The following is a 17311-nucleotide window of genomic DNA, read 5'->3' as shown; positions in this document are numbered from 1 at the left end:
TCGGGCAGACCGATTAAAATCCGATCCATAAATTGATCTCCTTTCTGTGGTAGGAAATTTGATCAACTTATAAGGCATATCGAGTCGGTTCGGTATGCCTTTCTTTTTATCGGATTAGTCTATCGCCCCTTTCTTTGAGGTAGAGCCCTGTTTTCCAACAAGGGATATTAATGATATAACTACCCCAAAAACAACACATCAAGACCCCGGAGAAATCATATGCGTAAATTATTGTTTATTTTAACTCTCTCAATTTCTTTCAGCTTAGGCATGGCTGCACAAAATATCATTGCTGGCAACTGGATTTTTCCAAAATTCGGAACCCCAGCTCCGACCTTAAGATCCAATTTTAACATCGGAGGAATTCCCGGAGCGGTAATCTATACGCTCCCAGACGGCTGGAAAGTAATTGATGCCGGTCCGTCCAGTAGTGGGAATTTATCTGTGCGATATCAGAAGCTGGAATAAAGCTGGAGTGTTCGGGATATTACTTGAACTCGATAATAAAAACTTGAAAGTCCCTAACAATTTTTATTGCAAGGGCCTTTTTAACACAAATAAACATTACAAAACGTAGATTAGTCTCGCTTAGGATTACCTATTGAAGACGAAAATAAGACAAAATTCCAATAAAATAGCTCCCATTGTGCTATCGAAAGCCCATAAAATTTTGAAACTTTTTTACAGCTCTCAATCACTTTAAGGTATTCACCACCTGAAGTGCTTTTAGTCCACTTATAGCCACCATTTTTACTCGATCCACCCCAACCTACAGCTTCCGCAATATAACTATCAATTGGAGCATGTGGCGGTTCTTCAATCTCATCCATAACCCAATAATACTTCAAAGTCAGATTGAATATTTTTTGCGCAGAGCCAAATCTAAATCGTTTACTTTCCAGTGCATCAGAATAACCTGCTGTCATAAACTTAACCAATTGTTCAATATTATAGACATGAGTTTTCTCTGACACTCCTACTTCATAAGCACTCAATTTCCCGTATACAAACTCTCGATATCCATCCCACATCGCTTTTTTTGCATTATCGCTGACATCCTTAGAATAAACATAGCCGCGCTGAACAGTAGCATTTTTCACAAAACATAAAGCAGTTTCAGCTGTTAATTCCTGCCCCATATTATCATTTGTTTTAAAAAAGATTTTCGCCGCATCAACATCAAAGCCTTTAGTCAAATCCATTACCCTTCACCCTCAACTTCCCCCTGCTCCATCACCCATTGTCGATAAAGCGCGAGTGCCATACAGGTCAGCGGGAGGGCCAGTACCAACCCGAGGAAACCGAGTAATTGTCCCCAGATGGAAAGTGACAATAAAATCATCCATGGGGATAAGCCCATGCTTTCACCCTGAAGGCGAGGGACCAGTACAGCGTCTTGCAACACCTGCACTACCGCAAATACAGCCCCCACCCCGCCGAGAGCCAGCCAGAAATTCCCACCTGTTGCCAGCGCATTGACTGCCGCAAGCAGAAAGGCCGGGATCAGTCCCGCTATCTGGAGATACGGGACCATATTGAGCAGCCCGATGAGCATACCCAGCAGAATCGCCAGCGGCAGTTTAATGATCAAAAATCCCAATGAAAACAGGCTTCCGATAATCATGGCTATGAAGGCTTGTGTACGGAAATAGCGGTTGGTCACATTAGTGAAGTCGTCAACAAACGACGCGACCTTATCACGGTACTTGGGAGGGATCTGCTCCCGCCATTTGCCGAGCTTGTCGTAATCGGTAAGCAGAAAGACAAGATAAAGGATAATTACAAACAGTCCGGCCAATATACCAAGAGTGTGAGCCGATCCACTGACCAGATTCCATATTCCAGGCAGGGCCTTCTGAGCCGAAGCCTTGAGCATATCGGTAAGACCGGATTCAGTGAGAAATGAGCGCACATTTTCCTGTTTGGCCAGATCGAGTATGGTCTGCCAGAGATCTTCGGGGATATATTCAGCCGCCCGCTGAGCCACAGCGGAATCATTGACCAGACTTGCCAGCAATACCCCGGTCTGTTTCATTTCCAAACCCACGGCACGCACTGCACGCCAAAAAAAATACGTTGCCGGAACCAGCAAGCCCACAAGAGTTGCCAAGACTGCCGCAGTGCGGTTCTTGATAAAACGGGCAGTGAAATTCACCAGCGGGTTTAGCAGGTAAGCCAGAGTCAGGGCCACGGCAAAGGGAACCAGAGCCGCACTTAGGGTATCCAGCAGGGTTACTGCTACCCAGATAGAACCTGCGGCAAGCAGCAGCCGTACCACGCGGTCAAAAGTATATGGGGTTTTGTCGTCTAGCATATTTTATCTCCTATGCCTTCGGCGACCCTGCCGGAGGCAATATCTATTCAATAAATAGCGCATCACTTCGCACGCCCGTAGCGCAGGTCATGCATTCTTTTCCCGGCCCTTGAAATTTCTTCACCAAGAGCGTGGATATTCCAGATAAATGCAGAAATATTGTTACGCCGCTCTAACGGAACATCTTCGAAATCGCCTCGAATACGGGCATCACCCACTGCGGCCATGAAGTTATCGATAGCCTTATCAAAATCAGGTTCATCAGGACAATCTTCCGGGGTCAGGGAATAGCATTCCAACCATTCATAATAACTGGCAGCGGCACCGAGAATTTCAGCCATTCCCTCAGCAATGGACGGCAGCGGCCCACCGTACCCCCTGCGGATGATAGTCGCCATGGTCATGAGCAGACTGTGCATACGGGTAAAAGTCCGAATCAAACGAGTCAACTCGTTACGTTGCCAGCCCTGTAACCCCGGCTCTGCCGCGGCCTCTCGAAACGACTCAGCACAAGCATCAAGCATGGTGGAAGCTTGAATTCTGCTCTCAACAATTTCAGCCTCACTCACCCCGCCACGCAGATAGGATTCGGAGAGAATCTTGAAATGTGCGGACTGCAATTCCACCAGATTAGCCATCTTCGCCCGCAGATTCTTGCGAGCCATATTGGGCCAGACACCGAACGATGCCGCAATGCCGATGGCAATGCCGAGCACAGTGTCCAGAATACGCTCAACCCCGAACTGCCAGCCGTCGGTAAAGAGAACTCCCAGCAGTAAAACCACTCCCACGGTCAGGCAACCGGAGAAAAAAGTATAGCTGAAGACCCGCACTAGAATCATTAGGAAAAATGAGAAAATTATCAGCCCGGCAAGGACCGGAGTTGCTGGCTCCAGAAACAAAATCCCCACACCTAACGTCGCTCCGAGGACAGTCCCCCAGAGCCGTTTCCATCCGATACGTAAAGTCCCGCCCACTGACGGACGCATGATCACGATCACACTGATGGGCAGCCATACAGCATGGCGCAACTCCAGAAAACGGGCAGCGACGATAGCAAAAGTAATAGCCGCCGCAGCCTTGAGAGCATGACGAAAAGGAACAGAATCCCAACGAAACTCCTTCCTGAGAGTAGCAAAGGCATCAGCGAACACTACAGGCTCCTCCTTTGCAGCAAAGCTTGCCCATCTCCGCAAATTCCATACTCAAATTACGCAGCCCGTAAATTGCGCCCCAGGCTTCAAGAAATTCATCGCGCAAACCTTCGTCACGTTTATAAGCCCCCAGACGAAGCAGTTCGCTTTCCAGCTCAGCTATTCCTTCATCAATACCGCCAAGATTAACCTCCCCCTTACCAGTGGAAAGACTTGCCGCCAGCACATCAAAAGCCACGGAACTACGCCCGGCAATATCGCTGAATTTGAAGCGCATATCCTTGAAAACCGAACTATGCTCGGCAAACTGGCGACTGTTAGCCAGCCCGACCACAGCCTCAATCATCCTCACCAGCAACGCATACAATGCGGAAGGCCCTTCGTAGCTTCCCAGCTCCTTAACCGGGTCCACATTCATAGCTTCCATGAACCTGCGGTATCGACGTACGGATTCCACGGACCGCTCATGAATTTCGGCAATTTCCTTTAAATCAGAACTGCTACCTGTAGATGAAGCCACTGCACGAAAGTAATCGCCGATATCGGTAAGGGCCACTGCCCCGGCTCGAGTAAGCACCTTTTCCGGCTTCATGGGCCATAAATAAAAAATGAAAAGGTAAGAGACAGTTGCCCCGAAAAGCACCGCCCCGGATCGTTCCAGCCCAATAAGCAATGTCTCCGGCGAGGTCAGGGCCAGCAAGTTGACGATAAGTGTCCCGATAGCTGCAGTAGCCGCGGCCACACCAAGCACAGGCGCAAAGAAGACCGCAAAAGCCAAGATAAAAAGATAAATTTCCAGCAAATATGGATAATTACCGACCATAGTTGAAACAGGAACAAGGCACATCACCGCAAGTACTAACCATCGGGCCACAACCTTACGCTTAGCAAGGGTGCTACCGGCACGGAAGATGACCACCACCATTGAGCCATACACGGACCATTGCAGGAATTTATTGCTCATCCCGACCAGATAGGCCAGCAACAAGGCCACAAGACAGGCACAAATAGATTTAGAAGCGTACTTGGTAATGAATAGGCCCGGATCAACCGGCCTGATAAATATTCTGTAAAATTCAGAGATTAGTTTGTGCATTTGCCTCCGGCAGCCCTCCGGGGGCCAGAAAACCCTTTTGAAAAAGGGTTCTCTGGACTCTCCTAAAACTTTTATTAGGCTTCGCCGCTGTTCCCAAAAAATATCACTTATGAATAATAGAGACTTAGATGCGACGAATCAGTTCTTTTATTATGCTTTGCATATAGCGCGGGGAGGCATCATAATAAAGTAATATTTTTTACTACTTGGCGGCGAGTTTGATAATTTCGCGGCAAAAGGCGGGCAGATCATCCGGTTTGCGGGATGAAACCTGATTACGGTCAACGACCACTTCTTCGTCTATCCATGTGGCACCAGCGTTTTCAAGGTCGTCCTTGATGCCGGGTGTGGAGGTGCATTTGTAGCCCTGCATGATCTTGGCGGAAATAGGGATCCATCCACCATGACAGATATGAGCCACAACCTTTCCAGCCTCGTTGATTTCGCGTGTAAGCTCGAGCACATTAGGATCACGACGAAGCTTATCCGGAGCAAAACCTCCAGCAATGACCAGTAGGTCAAAATCAGCAGCGTTCATGTCTTCAATGGCTGCTGTTGAACGAAAGGGGTAACCATTCTTACCTGTATAAATCTCGCCATATTCAGGCCCGGCAACAACTACCTCCGCGCCTTCCTCAATCAAACGATAGTAAGGATAAAGAAGTTCCATATCCTCAAAAACATTGTCGATAAACATTAAAACACGTTGGCCGGTAAGTTTCATCTGATGCTCCTTGGGATTCAAGTTTATCTAAACTGACACCCATCAAATACCACAAAACAAAATAAAAAAAGACCGCAATATCATGAAAGATATTACGGTCTCCAAACAGATAAATTTCAAATTTCCTTACAACAACTTATCCATGAATTCCTTGATTCGGGGATGCCTTGTCTCAGCAGAAAAGAACTCTTTGGGAGTACCTTTGGCTATGAAGTCCCCGGTCTCCATGAAGATTACGGTATCGGCAACCTCACGGGCGAAACCCATATTATGGGTAACAATAACCATGGTCATGCCGTCATCAGCCAGCGAGCGGATGGTATCGAAAACCTCGCCGACCAGTTCCGGATCCAGCGCGGAAGTAGGCTCGTCAAAAAGCATCATCTTAGGCTTCATAGCCAGAGCACGGGCAATAGCCACGCGCTGCTTCTGCCCGCCGGAAAGGGTTACCGGATAAACGGTAGCACGATCAGAGAGGCCTACTTTCTCCAGCATCTGGAGTGCAACCTCACGGGCTTCATCCTTGGACTTGCCAAGCACGGTAACCTGCCCTTCCATAACGTTCTGAAGAGCTGTCATGTGCGGAAAAAGGTTGAACTGCTGAAAGACCATGCCTATCTCGGAACGCAGGGCGCAGAGATTCTTCTGGGAGTCAAGCACCGGATTGCCATCTTTATAGATGTACCCGCAGGGCTTGCCTTCGAACTGAATTTCCCCGGAATCAATGGTTTCGAGGAAGTTCATGGTCCGTAGCAGAGTGGATTTACCGGACCCACTGGGGCCGACGATAACCACTTTCTCTCTACGCTTAATTTTGAGATCAATATTATTGACCGCAGTAAGCTCACCGAACCGCTTGACGACTTTTTTAAGTTCTAAAATTGTTTCCATTTAACGCCTCTCGTATACCCCGACCTTGTACTCGATCTTCTCGAAAACGAAGGTGAATACGGAGGTAAAAATAAGATAAATGACAGCGGCCATCACCAGCACGGTCACATTGAAATATGCATTGAACATCTGATCCGCAGCGCGCATAAGTTCGACCATAGCGATGGTGGAAACAAGTGCGGTGTCTTTGATCAGTGCGATGAATTCATTAGCAATAGGCGGGATAATACGCTTATAAGTCTGCGGGATAATGACCCGGCGCATGGTCTGGCCGTAGGTCATGCCGATAGCTTTTGCAGCTTCGGTCTGACCATCATCAATGGACTCGATACCGGCCCTGATGATTTCGGCAAGATAAGCGGAATAGTTAATACCCAGACCGATAAGTGCCGCAGCCAGCGGAGAAAGAGTTATACCGATTGCCGGCAACCCGTAGTAAATGAAAAAAAGCTGCAACAAAAGCGGGGTTCCGCGAAAAAACCAAATGATAAACCAGCTGATGAACGTGAACGGCTGCGTGCGGCTGATCTTGCCAAGGGCGATAAATAGACCGCCGATGGGTGATACAATCATGGTAAAGAAAACCAGCACGAGCGTCATGGACGCACCCTTGAGCAGATTGGGCATGAACCGCTTACAGTCCTCAAGAGCCTTTTCCCATTCCGGCTTGGTCTCACGGTCAAGGGAATTCAGGAAATTTTTTGCTTCCACATTGTCGGGATAAACAGCGACAACCTGTTCGGCAAATTCGCGGGCCTTGCCCGGATCTTTCATGGAATAGCTGATGCGCGCAAGCTGCATGCGGGAATAAACAAACTGCCCGTCATCCCCGTCTGAGCCGGGAGCGGGCACCTGCTTGAATAAAACCTGAGCCTGATCAATCTGGCCCACGGCCAAAGCGTCACGAGCCTGCTTGAGCAATGCGTCAGCATCCACAGTGGCTGATGAAACAGCCGGAAAAATCAGAAGTGCAAACAGCAGAAAGAGCGAGGCAAATGCCCCGCTCTTTCCGAGTTTATTTGTAATACTAATCATTTCTTACCATTTAGCGGGGTTGGTGACATCTTCACCGAACCATTTGCGGGAGATTTTACCCATGGAGCCGTCAGCGATCATAGCGTCGATGGTTTTCTGTACAGCTGCGCGCAGGGAATCTTCGCCCTGACGGAAAGCGATACCGAAAGCTTCGCTGGTGATGTAACCGGGAAGTGCTACGTATTTACCGGGACGCTGGGCCATGGAGTAACGGCCTGCGATGTTATCTACAACAACGCCGTCCAGACGACCGGATTCGAGGTCGAGCAGAGCTTTAACGTTAGTGTCGTACTCGCGGATTTCCTTAGGTGCGGGCTTGAGGGATTTTGCAGCCTCAAGAGCGGGGGAACCTTTCTGTACGCCAACAACTTTGCCGCCGAGATCTTTGTGAGCCTTAATGGACTTGTTGCCCATGGCAATAACAGCGATCTGACCATCCATGATGTAAGGCTTGGAAAAAGAAACTGCTTTCTGGCGTTCGGGGGTGATGGTCATGCCGTTCCAGATACAGTCAAATTTCTTGGCGTTCAGGGAGTGGATAACACCGGACCATGCGGTGGGCTGCCATACAATTTTGAAACCAAGACGTTTACCGACTGCTTCAGCTGCGTCCACGTCAAAACCGACGAGTTTACCATCGTCCTGACGGAAGCCCATGGGAGCGAAAGTGTCATCAAGACCGATAACAAGTTTACCTGCTTTCTGTACTCTTTCGAGGGAACCGTCGCCAGCCATTGCGGTGGTTGCGAATGCCAGCATCATTGCAACCATGAGAATTACTAATACCCTTTTCATGCGTCACTCCTAAAAAGAAAATGTAAAATTCCGCTCCTGTACCATTTTTAAAAAAGCATTGCGGAAAACGCTTCCATCCTGCCTTTTAAAACTAGAAGCGATGAACGGAATAGCTCATGAAGCGGGAACATGCAAGACTGTATCTCCTCAAAAACGGAACTTACACCCCCTTTTTTGTCAAAAATGTGAGGATCATGCCGAAAAACAAAACCTTAAAAGGCCGGATATTCCGGTTATTACAAATACAACATATTTTGTACTTTCTAACAGCAAAGCGGTTGCTAATCTTTTCAGCCATGTGTTAACTTGGAAGTAACTGATATTCCCACCTGTTCTAACAAGGAGATAGCACATGCCAAACCTTACTTCGTGGGGAAGCCGGGAACTGGAAAGATTAAAAACCGACATGGACAGGCTTTTCAACAGCCTTTGCCACGACTACGGCATCCCCTCCGTATGCGGAATCATTGATTGCACACCGCAGACCAATATGCGCGAAGATGGTGAATCGCTAGAGGTAAGCACCACCATGCCCGGATTTCACGCAGAAGACCTTGAAGTAAAAGTAACTGAAACATCCATGACCATTGCCGGAAAAAAAAATGTTACCTTTGAAGGCGGAAGGCAAAGCAGCCACTTCAAGAAAACCATGCCCCTGCCCTGCAGAGTGGACCCAGACAATGTAACCGCGACCTTCAAAGACGGGGTACTTAAAATAGTCCTCCACAAATGCGTTATCAAGCCTCAAAAAGTTATTTCCATAACCGCTGAATAGTCCCGGAGACTACCATGACCAGCATCCTGAAAAACAAAGAACTCCCGCTTGAAAAACTGAGATGGACCCTTGACCCGGAAGAACTGTCCTTCAACACTACTGAAGATCTTGACCATGAGAATGAAATCATCGGCCAGTGCCGGGGGGTTGAAGCTTTCCGTTTCGGTATGGGGATGGGCCTCAAAGGTTATAACATTTTCGTGACCGGTCCTGCCAACACAGGCAAACAGGCCACAGTAAAAAAAATGCTCACCGAGCTTTCAAAGTCCGACAAAAGCCCGGATGACATACTTTACGTCAATAATTTCAAATCAACTGAATCGCCCATCCTGATCCGCATGCCCGCCGGAGAAGGAGGAACATTCAAAAAACTCCTCCACGACTTCCTGGAAGGTATCAAACGTGAGGTTCCACAGCTTTTCGAGAGTCAGGAATACATGGCCCGTAAAAATGAAATCATTGAAAAGCATGAGAAGCAGACGCGCGAATTCTTTCAGGGTATCGAAGAAAAAGTAAAAGATTCCGGGCTGGTTATAGTTAACATGCAGATGGGCCAGTACCAACGCCCTGATGTGGTTCCGCTGGTGGACGGGGAGCCTCTCCGTATGATCCAGCTGGAGGAAAAAGTTGACAAAGGCCGCTTCCCCCGCGAGGAATTTGACAGACTCAAAGAAAAGCAAAAGGAACTCAAGGAGGAAATTGATAGCATTCTCGCACAGGTCCGCAAGCTCCAGAAGGAAGTAAAGAAAAAGAGCGACGACGTGGACAAGCTCATGTTCATGACCCTCGCGCAGGATCTGATCGTTCCCTTGCGCGAAAAATATACTGACAAAAAAATACTAAAATACTTTGACGCCATGCTTGAAAACATGAGCGATGATCTGGATTCCCTGCGCATGATCGGCAAAAAGCCGCAAGCAGGGGAAGGCGGAATGATGTTCATGCCTCCGCAGGCAGACGCTATTCTGCATCCTTATAAGGTAAACCTGCTGGTAGACAACACTGAACAGGACAGTCCTCCGGTAATATTTGAAACCTACCCCACTTACCGCAACCTGTTCGGTTCCATTGAGAGAGTCATGGACAGGCACGGCGGCTGGCGCACGGACTTCACCAAAATCAAGGCCGGTTCGTTCATCAAGGCCAACGGTGGATATCTGGTCATCAACCTCATGGACGCCATTGTAGAACCGGGAGTCTGGCCGACCCTGAAACGGTCCCTGAAAACCGAAAAGATCGAAATCCAGACCTTCGACCCATACTACTTTATATCCTCCACCGGAATGAAGCCTGAACCCATCGATATGGATGTAAAGGTAGTCGTGCTGGGTGAACCATACTTATACCAGCTACTGCGCCATTATGATCATGATGTTCCTAAAATTTTCAAGGTCCGTGCGGACTTTGAGACTTCCATGGACCGTGATGTGGACGCCATAAACTCCGTATCCAATTTCATCAGCCGCATGGTAGAAAAAGACGAGCTGATGCCTTTTGACCGCAGCGGTGTGGCCGCCATGATCGAACAGGCCGTGCGCATGTCCGGGCGGCAGGAAAAGATTACAACCGCCTTCCCTCTGCTGGCCGACCTTCTCGGCGAAGCCAGTTACTACGCAGCGCGCAACGGTTCCACCGCCGTAGGCGCGAAACATGTGGATCAGGCTCTTGATGCCCACCGCAAACGTTCGAATCAAGCCGAAGAGAGGCTACAGGAAATGATCGACCGCGGCAGCATCTACGTTGACACCGACGGTTCGGTTACCGGGCAGGTCAACGGTCTGGCCGTATACTCTATGGGCGATTATTCATTCGGCAAGCCCTCAAGAATCACTGCGGTAACAGCCATGGGCAAGGGCGGCATCATCAACATTGAACGCGAGGCCGACATGTCCGGCCCGACCCATAATAAAGGTATATTCATCCTTTCCGGTTTCCTGCGCCGCCAGTTCGCTCAGGACAAGCCGCTCTCGCTGACCGCAAGTATCGCCTTTGAACAATCATACGGCGGTATCGACGGCGACTCGGCTTCATCCACCGAACTCTATGCCCTGCTTTCATCCCTTGCTGAAGTCCCCATCCGGCAGGACATCGCCGTGACCGGATCGGTGAACCAGAAGGGTGAAGTGCAACCCATCGGCGGAGTCAACCAGAAGGTTGAAGGATTCTACCTCTGCTGCAAGCATGCCGGACTGACCGGAAACCAAGGGGTCATGATCCCCGAGCCCAACGTTAAGGACCTCATGCTGCGCAAGGAAGTTGTTGAAGCTGTACGTGAAGGCAAATTCCACATCTGGTCGGTGGAAAATATAGAACAGGGCGTCGAAATCCTTACCGGGATATCAGCAGGCGAAGCAGACGATGAGGGCAAGTATCCCGAAGAATCCATCTACGGAAAAGTAGACGCAAGACTCATTGATCTGGCCGAGGGACTCAAGAACTTCGGCGGGGACGATGACGAGAAGGATGAGAAGAAAAAGGAAAGCGGCGGATCGTGCGGGTGTGGGAAGTAGATGAAGCCTAACACATAGCACCTAAAGGATAATCTAAGAAAGAACCCCGGCAATATCTTGAATGATACTGCCGGGGTTCTTTTTGATTTAATTATGAATTGAAACCTACGAGTTACGCAACTCTTCAATCAGCAGAGTCAACTGCTCGCCTAGTCGCATCAGCTCTTCAACTGCTGTGGCCGATTCACGCATGGCCTGAGCATTATCAGTAGCAATGAGGTTTACTTCCTCGATTCCACGATTAATCTGCTCACTGGCAGCAGACTGCTCTTCAGATGCCGTTGCAATGCTGCGTACCTGCTCTGCAGTGGTTTCAACAATCTCGACAATTTCCTCAAGACTCTTACCGGCCTTACTCGCCAGCTCAGTACTGGCTTCAACCATCTCGGCAGCACTACCCATCTGGTCAATATTTTTACGAGTTTCCGACTGAATAGAATGTATTGCCTGCCCGACTTCCTGTGTGGCTTGCATGGTCTTTTCTGCAAGCTTGCGGACCTCGTCAGCAACTACGGCGAATCCTCGCCCTGCATCACCGGCTCGCGCCGCCTCAATAGCCGCGTTCAAAGCCAAGAGGTTAGTCTGATCGGCAATATCAGTAATAACGGTAATCACCTGAGAAATACCATCTGCATGTCCGCCAAGTACATCAAGACCAGCAACCATTTCCCCTGCGTGACTATTAACTTCTGAAATAGCTGAGACAACGTTGGAAACTATCTCGCCCCCGTCTTCAGCCTTGCTTTTCGCATTCAAAGCACTTTCGGCTGCATCACCGGCGTTACGTGCTACTTCCAGTACACTGGCATTCATTTGTTCCATTGCAGTAGCCGACTCGGAAGTACGCTCACGTTGACTCTCAGAGCCACGATTGGATTCGTCAATCTGGGCAGTCAATTCCTGTGTTGCACTGGAAACCTGCGCAACAATGCCGGAAAGCCTTTCAGCGGCCTGCAACATCCCCTCGCGTTTGGCATTTTCAGCCTCTGCACGAGCCTCGTCCGCTTCGCTAAGTGCAATCTGAGCCTTGTCGGTTTGCTCCTGAGCCTCCTTCGCCATTGTTTCCGCCTTGGAGATATTATCAATAAGAGAAGTAAGCATATCCCGCAAAGAGATATTCAAATCATGCAGTTCGCCGCCGAACATAGATTCGTCAAGACGGACATCAAAATTACCCTTAGCAACATCCTGCGCTGCTTCAGTAATAACCCCGATAGGCTTAGAGATGGATCTGGCAATAAAAAAGATGGCTAACAAGACTAGAACAAAAGCCACAACACCAATAACAATAAGATCATGAGTTAAACTGTGCGAGCTGGCCAGAATTTTATCCATGGGTGCACTGACCGCAAGGTACCAACGCTGTCCTATTCCGGGAAATTCAACAGGAACGTACTGCACCATAGACATGAGCCCGGTTGCCGCCGCTTTGCGAAATTCCAGATACGATTCCCCGGCCTCAATGGCCCTTTTTAAGGCTGCTTTATCCTGAAAGGTAGTAACATCGTAGAGATTCTTACCCAGAAAATCATCTTTTGGATGATAAATAAAATCTCCACTGGGTGTCATGAGCCATGCGTACCCGGTTTCATAAGGACGAATCTTGGCAACAAGGTTCATGATGTTGGTTATGGGCAGGTCAGCACAGAAAACACCCTTAAAACCACCATTCACCATAATAGGAGAGCAAATACTGACCATGCTGACATCCTTGCCGCCAACATTGTATGAATAAGGATCAGTAATAAATGTCCGGCGAAGTTCCTTGGGTTTTAAATAGTAATCTCCGTCCCCGGGAACATCGTATCCCACAAGGGGATCAACCTTAATTGCGCCGCCGTCTCTATATGCGTAGGGTACAAAACGTCCGCTCGTATCATGGTTCGCAGTTCCGGCAAATTCTGCATCACGCCCGTCAAAAGCATTCGGTTCCCAGCCTACGCATGCACCTACATATTCCGGATTCCCGGCAACAAATCCTTTGAGCATGGAGATGACTGTGTCGCGGTCCATATTTTCATTATCTGCCTTGATTCCGGCAAATGCTTCAACAAATCCTTCAGCCTGGTTCTGTCCCTTTGCCACATAGGCAAGAACTTTTTCTCCGTAGGTTCCGGCAAGTCCGTACAACTCCCTCTTAGCAACATCTTCGATCGCGTCGGAGCTTTTATAAGTCGCCACAACTTCAATGCTTACAAGCGCAATCAACAATAGCGCCGCCACAGGCAATAAAATTTTGTAAAGCATTTTAAGATTTTTAAACAAGCTCATTAGCCCCTCCTGAAATTACTTTTACTCTGAAAAAAATGTCAGAACATCACTAAGGAAGATACAGCAAATAAAACTATATGTCACAACAAAAGGCTTATAAAATAAAAGAAAAACGCCCCGTCCTTAGAGAACGAGGCGCAATAACTTAAAAAGAATTAACGAATATCAAAACACTGAAAACAGCCTACAACACCGAAGAAACTCCCTTCACCTTCTTAAGTGCCACAGTCAGTACCCAGCATGAAAGGGTTGAACCGATCAGCAGTATCGGAGCCTTAATAAACGGCGAGGCTTCCATACCAAGCAGATAATAAGCACCGTAGTAGACCGCAAGTGAGTGGAAGAGAAAAAGTCCGTAGGAGCTTGCGGAAAAGGACCTCCAAAACGGATTGGAGCTGTTCACAAAACTCTTGAACAGAGCGACCCCGGTCATGAGAGTACTATAGGCAAAGACATTGAAGCCCAAAGCATTCCCAAGCTGGATAGGCAGTTCGGTGCCTCTGGTAGCCATCATTCCTTTAAAAGTAAGATAAACAACAGCTGAAACAGCACTAGCAACCAGCCACGGCAGCAGTTTAGGGTTGTAGCCCTGACGGGTGAACCAATTACGCTTCCAGGCCAGAATACCAAGCCAGAAATAAAACAAATAAACAAACAGGCGCAGAGGCTGAAAAACTATCACATAGTAATCGGTTATCCATGTATCAACCGGAAACAACTGGTTCATGCCCAGAAAAATTCCGCTGGTAACCGCGATGAACAGGACTAAAAGCAATGACGAAGGATTGCGGCTGACTCGCGGCGGACTTTGCAGGCTGGAAAAAAGATTATAGCAGCCGCTGAGAGTCAGATAAAACAAAACCAGCAGACCAAGAAACCAGAACACGGATTGACTGTACATGGCAGTCCAGAACGGACCAGACCAAAACTCCATGAATCCCGGAGCCTTGCCCCGTGAAAGCAGGATCATATACATGGCGGGGGGAGAAAGAAGCAGGACTCCCAGAACCCATGGAATGACAATCCGGCGGAATTTCCCGGCCCAGAACCCGCTCAGACCGTGCTTTTGCAAAGACGGCAGCCCGAAATATCCGGCCAGAAAAAACATTATCGCCATGATGGGTACATCAATAAGCATAACAGCATAGGTAAAAAACATGCTCTGCTGCGGATCAACAACAAACCACCACTGCGGCGCGAATTTCATGTAGCAAAGGGAAACATGTAGAACCACCACCATAAATATAGTCACAGCGCGCAGGTTATCGAGAAAGAACATTCGCTGATTCATAATAGGAAAACCTCTTAACTAAACGATTGTATGGAATACTTTTGATTATTCCCCTGTTAATTTCAAGTCAAACATTATCAGCCGGGGAACCGCTTACCCGCGGACATAAAAAAAGCCGGGAATTACCCCGGCCTTTAAATTACATTCGTTATTTAAGCTCTATGCTCTACGTAACTCTTCGATAAGCTCGGAAAGTTGTTCGCCCAGATGCATGAGCTCTTCCACTGCGGTGGAGGATTCACGCATGGCCTGTGCATTGTCATTGGCGATGAGGTTAACCTCTTCAATACTCCGGTTAATCTGCTCACTGGCTGCGGACTGTTCTTCGGAAGCAGTAGCGATGCTGCGCACCTGCCCTGCGGTTTCTTCAACAATCTCCACAATATCCTTGAGCGCGTCACCGGCCTTGTTGGCGGAGTCGGTGCTTGCAGAAACCTCAGCAGCAGCCTTGGTCATGCCGTCAATATTCTCGCGGGTACCGCTCTGGATTGCGGAAATGTAATCCCCGACTTCCTTGGTGGCGTCCATGGTTTTTTCAGCCAGCTTACGTACTTCGTCTGCAACTACGGCGAATCCACGTCCTGCGTCCCCGGCACGGGCTGCTTCAATAGCAGCATTCAGAGCCAGCAGGTTTGTCTGATCAGCGATATCGGTGATAACACTCATGATCTTGCCGATTCCGTCAGCCTGCTCACCAAGCATGCCGAGACCCTTTTCCATTTCAACGGTCATGCCCTGAACCCGGTTGATACGCTCCACAACATCATTAACAATCGTTCCGCCATTTTCGGCTTCGGAACGGGCGTTATCCGCTGAGTCAGCAGCTTCGGCTGCATTACGGGCAACTTCCAGAACACTGGCATTCATCTGTTCCATGGCAGTGGCTGATTCGGCAGTACGTTCACGCTGTGTCTCAGAACCGCGACTGGATTCATCAATCTGAGCAGTAAGCTCCTGACTTGCACTGGCCACCTGCGAAACGATACCTGCAAGCTGATCAGCGGCATGAAGCATACCTTCCCGCTTGGCATTTTCAGCTTCAGCGCGGGCCACGTCAGCCTCTTTAAGCGCAATCTGAGCCTTCTCGGTCTGCTCTTTAGCCTCATCAGCCATTTTTTCAGACTTGGAGATATTCTCCACCAGTCCGGTCAGCATAGCTGTCATTGCAGAATTAAGATCTTTAAGCTCGCCACCGAAAATGGATTCATCAAGCTTGATTTTATAATTTCCGTCGGCAACTTCCATGGCCGCATCAGCAATAATTCCGATAGGCTTGGAAATAGAGCGAGCCACAAAGAAAATTGCAATCATCACCAGCACGAGAGCAATTGCGCCCATGGTCAACAGATCGACAGTAAGAGTGTGCGCATCAGCAAGGATTTTATTCATAGGCGCGCTAACTGCAAGATACCAGCGCTGGCCGCTGTCCTTGAATTCAATGGGAATATACTGGACCATGGACCGCTCACCGTTGGCAGCGGCAATACGTACTTCAAAGAAAGGCACACCGTCATCCATGGCTCTTCTGAGTCCGGCTTCATCGTCAAACTCGGCAGTATCAAAAATATTCTTGCCAATAAGATTGTCAGTGGGATGGTAGATGTAATCACCATTGGGCATCATCAGCCACGCATAACCTGTTCCGTAAGGACGGATCTGTGAAACCAGATCACTGATGTTGGTAATCGGCATATCCACGCAAACAACACCGAGAGCACGCCCATCAAGCATGATCGGAGCACCGACAGTGGTCAGCATAAGACGTTTACCGTCAACATCGTAAGGATAAGGAGGAGTGATGTAGGGCTTGCGCCTTTCAATAGGCTTCAAGTAATAGTCGCCGTCGCCGGGCACAAAATATTCTGCAAGAGGCACAACCTCGATTCCCCCTCCGGCCCTGTAAGCATAGGGAATGTGGCGTCCGGTTTTGTCATGCAGTTCAGTATTGGCAAATTCAGCGTCGCGACCGTCAAAGGCATTTGGCTCCCAAGCGTTACTACCGCCGATAAAGTTATCGTCACCTTTGATGAGCCCGACAAGCATGGAAATAGCATCCTGCCTGCTAAGCGCGATATTCTCGTGCCTGAACTGGGCAAAGGTGCTGGCAAGCCCTTGAGCCTGTCCCTGTGCATGGGTCATATAGTTTAGGATCTGCCCACTATATTCTCCGGCAAGGGCGGAAATTTCTTTTCTTGCAACCTTTTCAATAGCTTTTGAACTACTGTCATTCGCAAAATATTGCATGCTGCCCAAAGTCAACAGAAGCAAAGCTCCCACCGGCAGCATAATCTTGTACATCATTCTTAAGTTTTTAAACCACTTCATCTAGACACCACCTTAATTAAAGTTATAAATGATCCCCTCACTATAACCCTGTCGCGCTAGTTATTTTCATTTTCGCTATGTGTCAACATCTGTTGCAAACAGGTAAAAAATCACCCCAAAAGTACACTTT

At 48.5% G+C, this 17311-nt stretch carries 15 protein-coding genes; 4 read left to right on the top strand and 11 right to left on the bottom strand.

Features of this window, described 5'->3' with window-relative positions; translation table 11 throughout:
- Positions 1–219: 219 nt before the first annotated feature.
- On the top strand, positions 220–468 hold the full coding sequence (locus tag D0S45_09355; protein ID TIH16607.1) for a hypothetical protein: 249 nt from the start codon (positions 220–222) through the stop codon (positions 466–468).
- 110 nt (positions 469–578) lie between these two features.
- On the opposite strand, the gene D0S45_09350 is transcribed toward D0S45_09355, so the two are convergent.
- The 8 genes from D0S45_09350 to D0S45_09315 form a co-directional block, all read right to left on the bottom strand.
- The gene (locus D0S45_09350; protein TIH16606.1) at positions 579–1202 is read right to left on the bottom strand and encodes a hypothetical protein; all 624 of its coding nucleotides are present in this window, start codon (positions 1200–1202) and stop codon (positions 579–581) included.
- Entirely contained in the window at positions 1202–2314 is a 1113-nt protein-coding gene (locus D0S45_09345) for an AI-2E family transporter (protein TIH16605.1), read from the bottom strand. The genes D0S45_09350 and D0S45_09345 overlap by 1 nt, the downstream gene beginning before the upstream one ends.
- Before the next feature lie 62 nt (positions 2315–2376).
- Positions 2377–3510 (bottom strand): hypothetical protein, encoded by a 1134-nt coding sequence (locus D0S45_09340; protein TIH16604.1) that lies wholly within the window; start codon positions 3508–3510, stop codon positions 2377–2379.
- Entirely contained in the window at positions 3458–4564 is a 1107-nt protein-coding gene (locus D0S45_09335) for a hypothetical protein (protein TIH16603.1), read from the bottom strand. Before D0S45_09335 ends, D0S45_09340 begins: the two co-directional genes overlap by 53 nt.
- A gap of 202 nt (positions 4565–4766) precedes the next feature.
- Positions 4767–5288, bottom strand: coding sequence for a type 1 glutamine amidotransferase (locus tag D0S45_09330; protein TIH16602.1), 522 nt, complete (start codon positions 5286–5288; stop codon positions 4767–4769).
- 126 nt (positions 5289–5414) lie between these two features.
- Complete coding sequence (locus D0S45_09325) at positions 5415–6179, bottom strand: amino acid ABC transporter ATP-binding protein (protein ID TIH16601.1); 765 nt, start codon at positions 6177–6179, stop codon at positions 5415–5417.
- Entirely contained in the window at positions 6180–7214 is a 1035-nt protein-coding gene (locus tag D0S45_09320; GenBank protein ID TIH16600.1) for an ABC transporter permease subunit, read from the bottom strand.
- 3 nt (positions 7215–7217) lie between these two features.
- Complete coding sequence (locus D0S45_09315) at positions 7218–8009, bottom strand: amino acid ABC transporter substrate-binding protein (protein TIH16599.1); 792 nt, start codon at positions 8007–8009, stop codon at positions 7218–7220.
- A gap of 116 nt (positions 8010–8125) precedes the next feature.
- Between D0S45_09315 and D0S45_09310 the strand changes: the two genes are divergently transcribed.
- From D0S45_09310 to D0S45_09300, 3 genes are read left to right on the top strand one after another with little or no spacing between them, the layout of a single operon-like run.
- Positions 8126–8314: a hypothetical protein gene (locus D0S45_09310; GenBank protein TIH16598.1), complete on the top strand. Its 189-nt coding sequence runs from the start codon at positions 8126–8128 to the stop codon at positions 8312–8314.
- A 47-nt stretch (positions 8315–8361) separates the two neighbouring features.
- Positions 8362–8784, top strand: a complete 423-nt coding sequence (locus tag D0S45_09305; protein TIH16597.1) for an Hsp20/alpha crystallin family protein — start codon at positions 8362–8364, stop codon at positions 8782–8784.
- A gap of 14 nt (positions 8785–8798) precedes the next feature.
- The gene (locus tag D0S45_09300; GenBank protein ID TIH16596.1) at positions 8799–11294 is read left to right on the top strand and encodes an ATP-dependent protease; all 2496 of its coding nucleotides are present in this window, start codon (positions 8799–8801) and stop codon (positions 11292–11294) included.
- Between the two features lie 105 nt (positions 11295–11399).
- On the opposite strand, the gene D0S45_09295 is transcribed toward D0S45_09300, so the two are convergent.
- From D0S45_09295 to D0S45_09285, 3 genes are all read right to left on the bottom strand, one after another.
- Entirely contained in the window at positions 11400–13565 is a 2166-nt protein-coding gene (locus D0S45_09295; protein TIH16595.1) for a methyl-accepting chemotaxis protein, read from the bottom strand.
- 184 nt (positions 13566–13749) lie between these two features.
- A complete protein-coding gene (locus tag D0S45_09290; protein ID TIH16594.1) occupies positions 13750–14856 on the bottom strand; it encodes a hypothetical protein in 1107 nt (368 codons plus the stop codon).
- A gap of 159 nt (positions 14857–15015) precedes the next feature.
- Positions 15016–17157: a methyl-accepting chemotaxis protein gene (locus tag D0S45_09285; GenBank protein ID TIH16615.1), complete on the bottom strand. Its 2142-nt coding sequence runs from the start codon at positions 17155–17157 to the stop codon at positions 15016–15018.
- Between the last annotated feature and the right edge of the window lie 154 nt (positions 17158–17311).

This window comes from Marinifilum sp. JC120 (genome assembly GCA_004923195.1).
Lineage (GTDB): Bacteria > Desulfobacterota > Desulfovibrionia > Desulfovibrionales > Desulfovibrionaceae > Maridesulfovibrio.
This window is presented reverse-complemented; position numbering and strand designations above follow the sequence as displayed.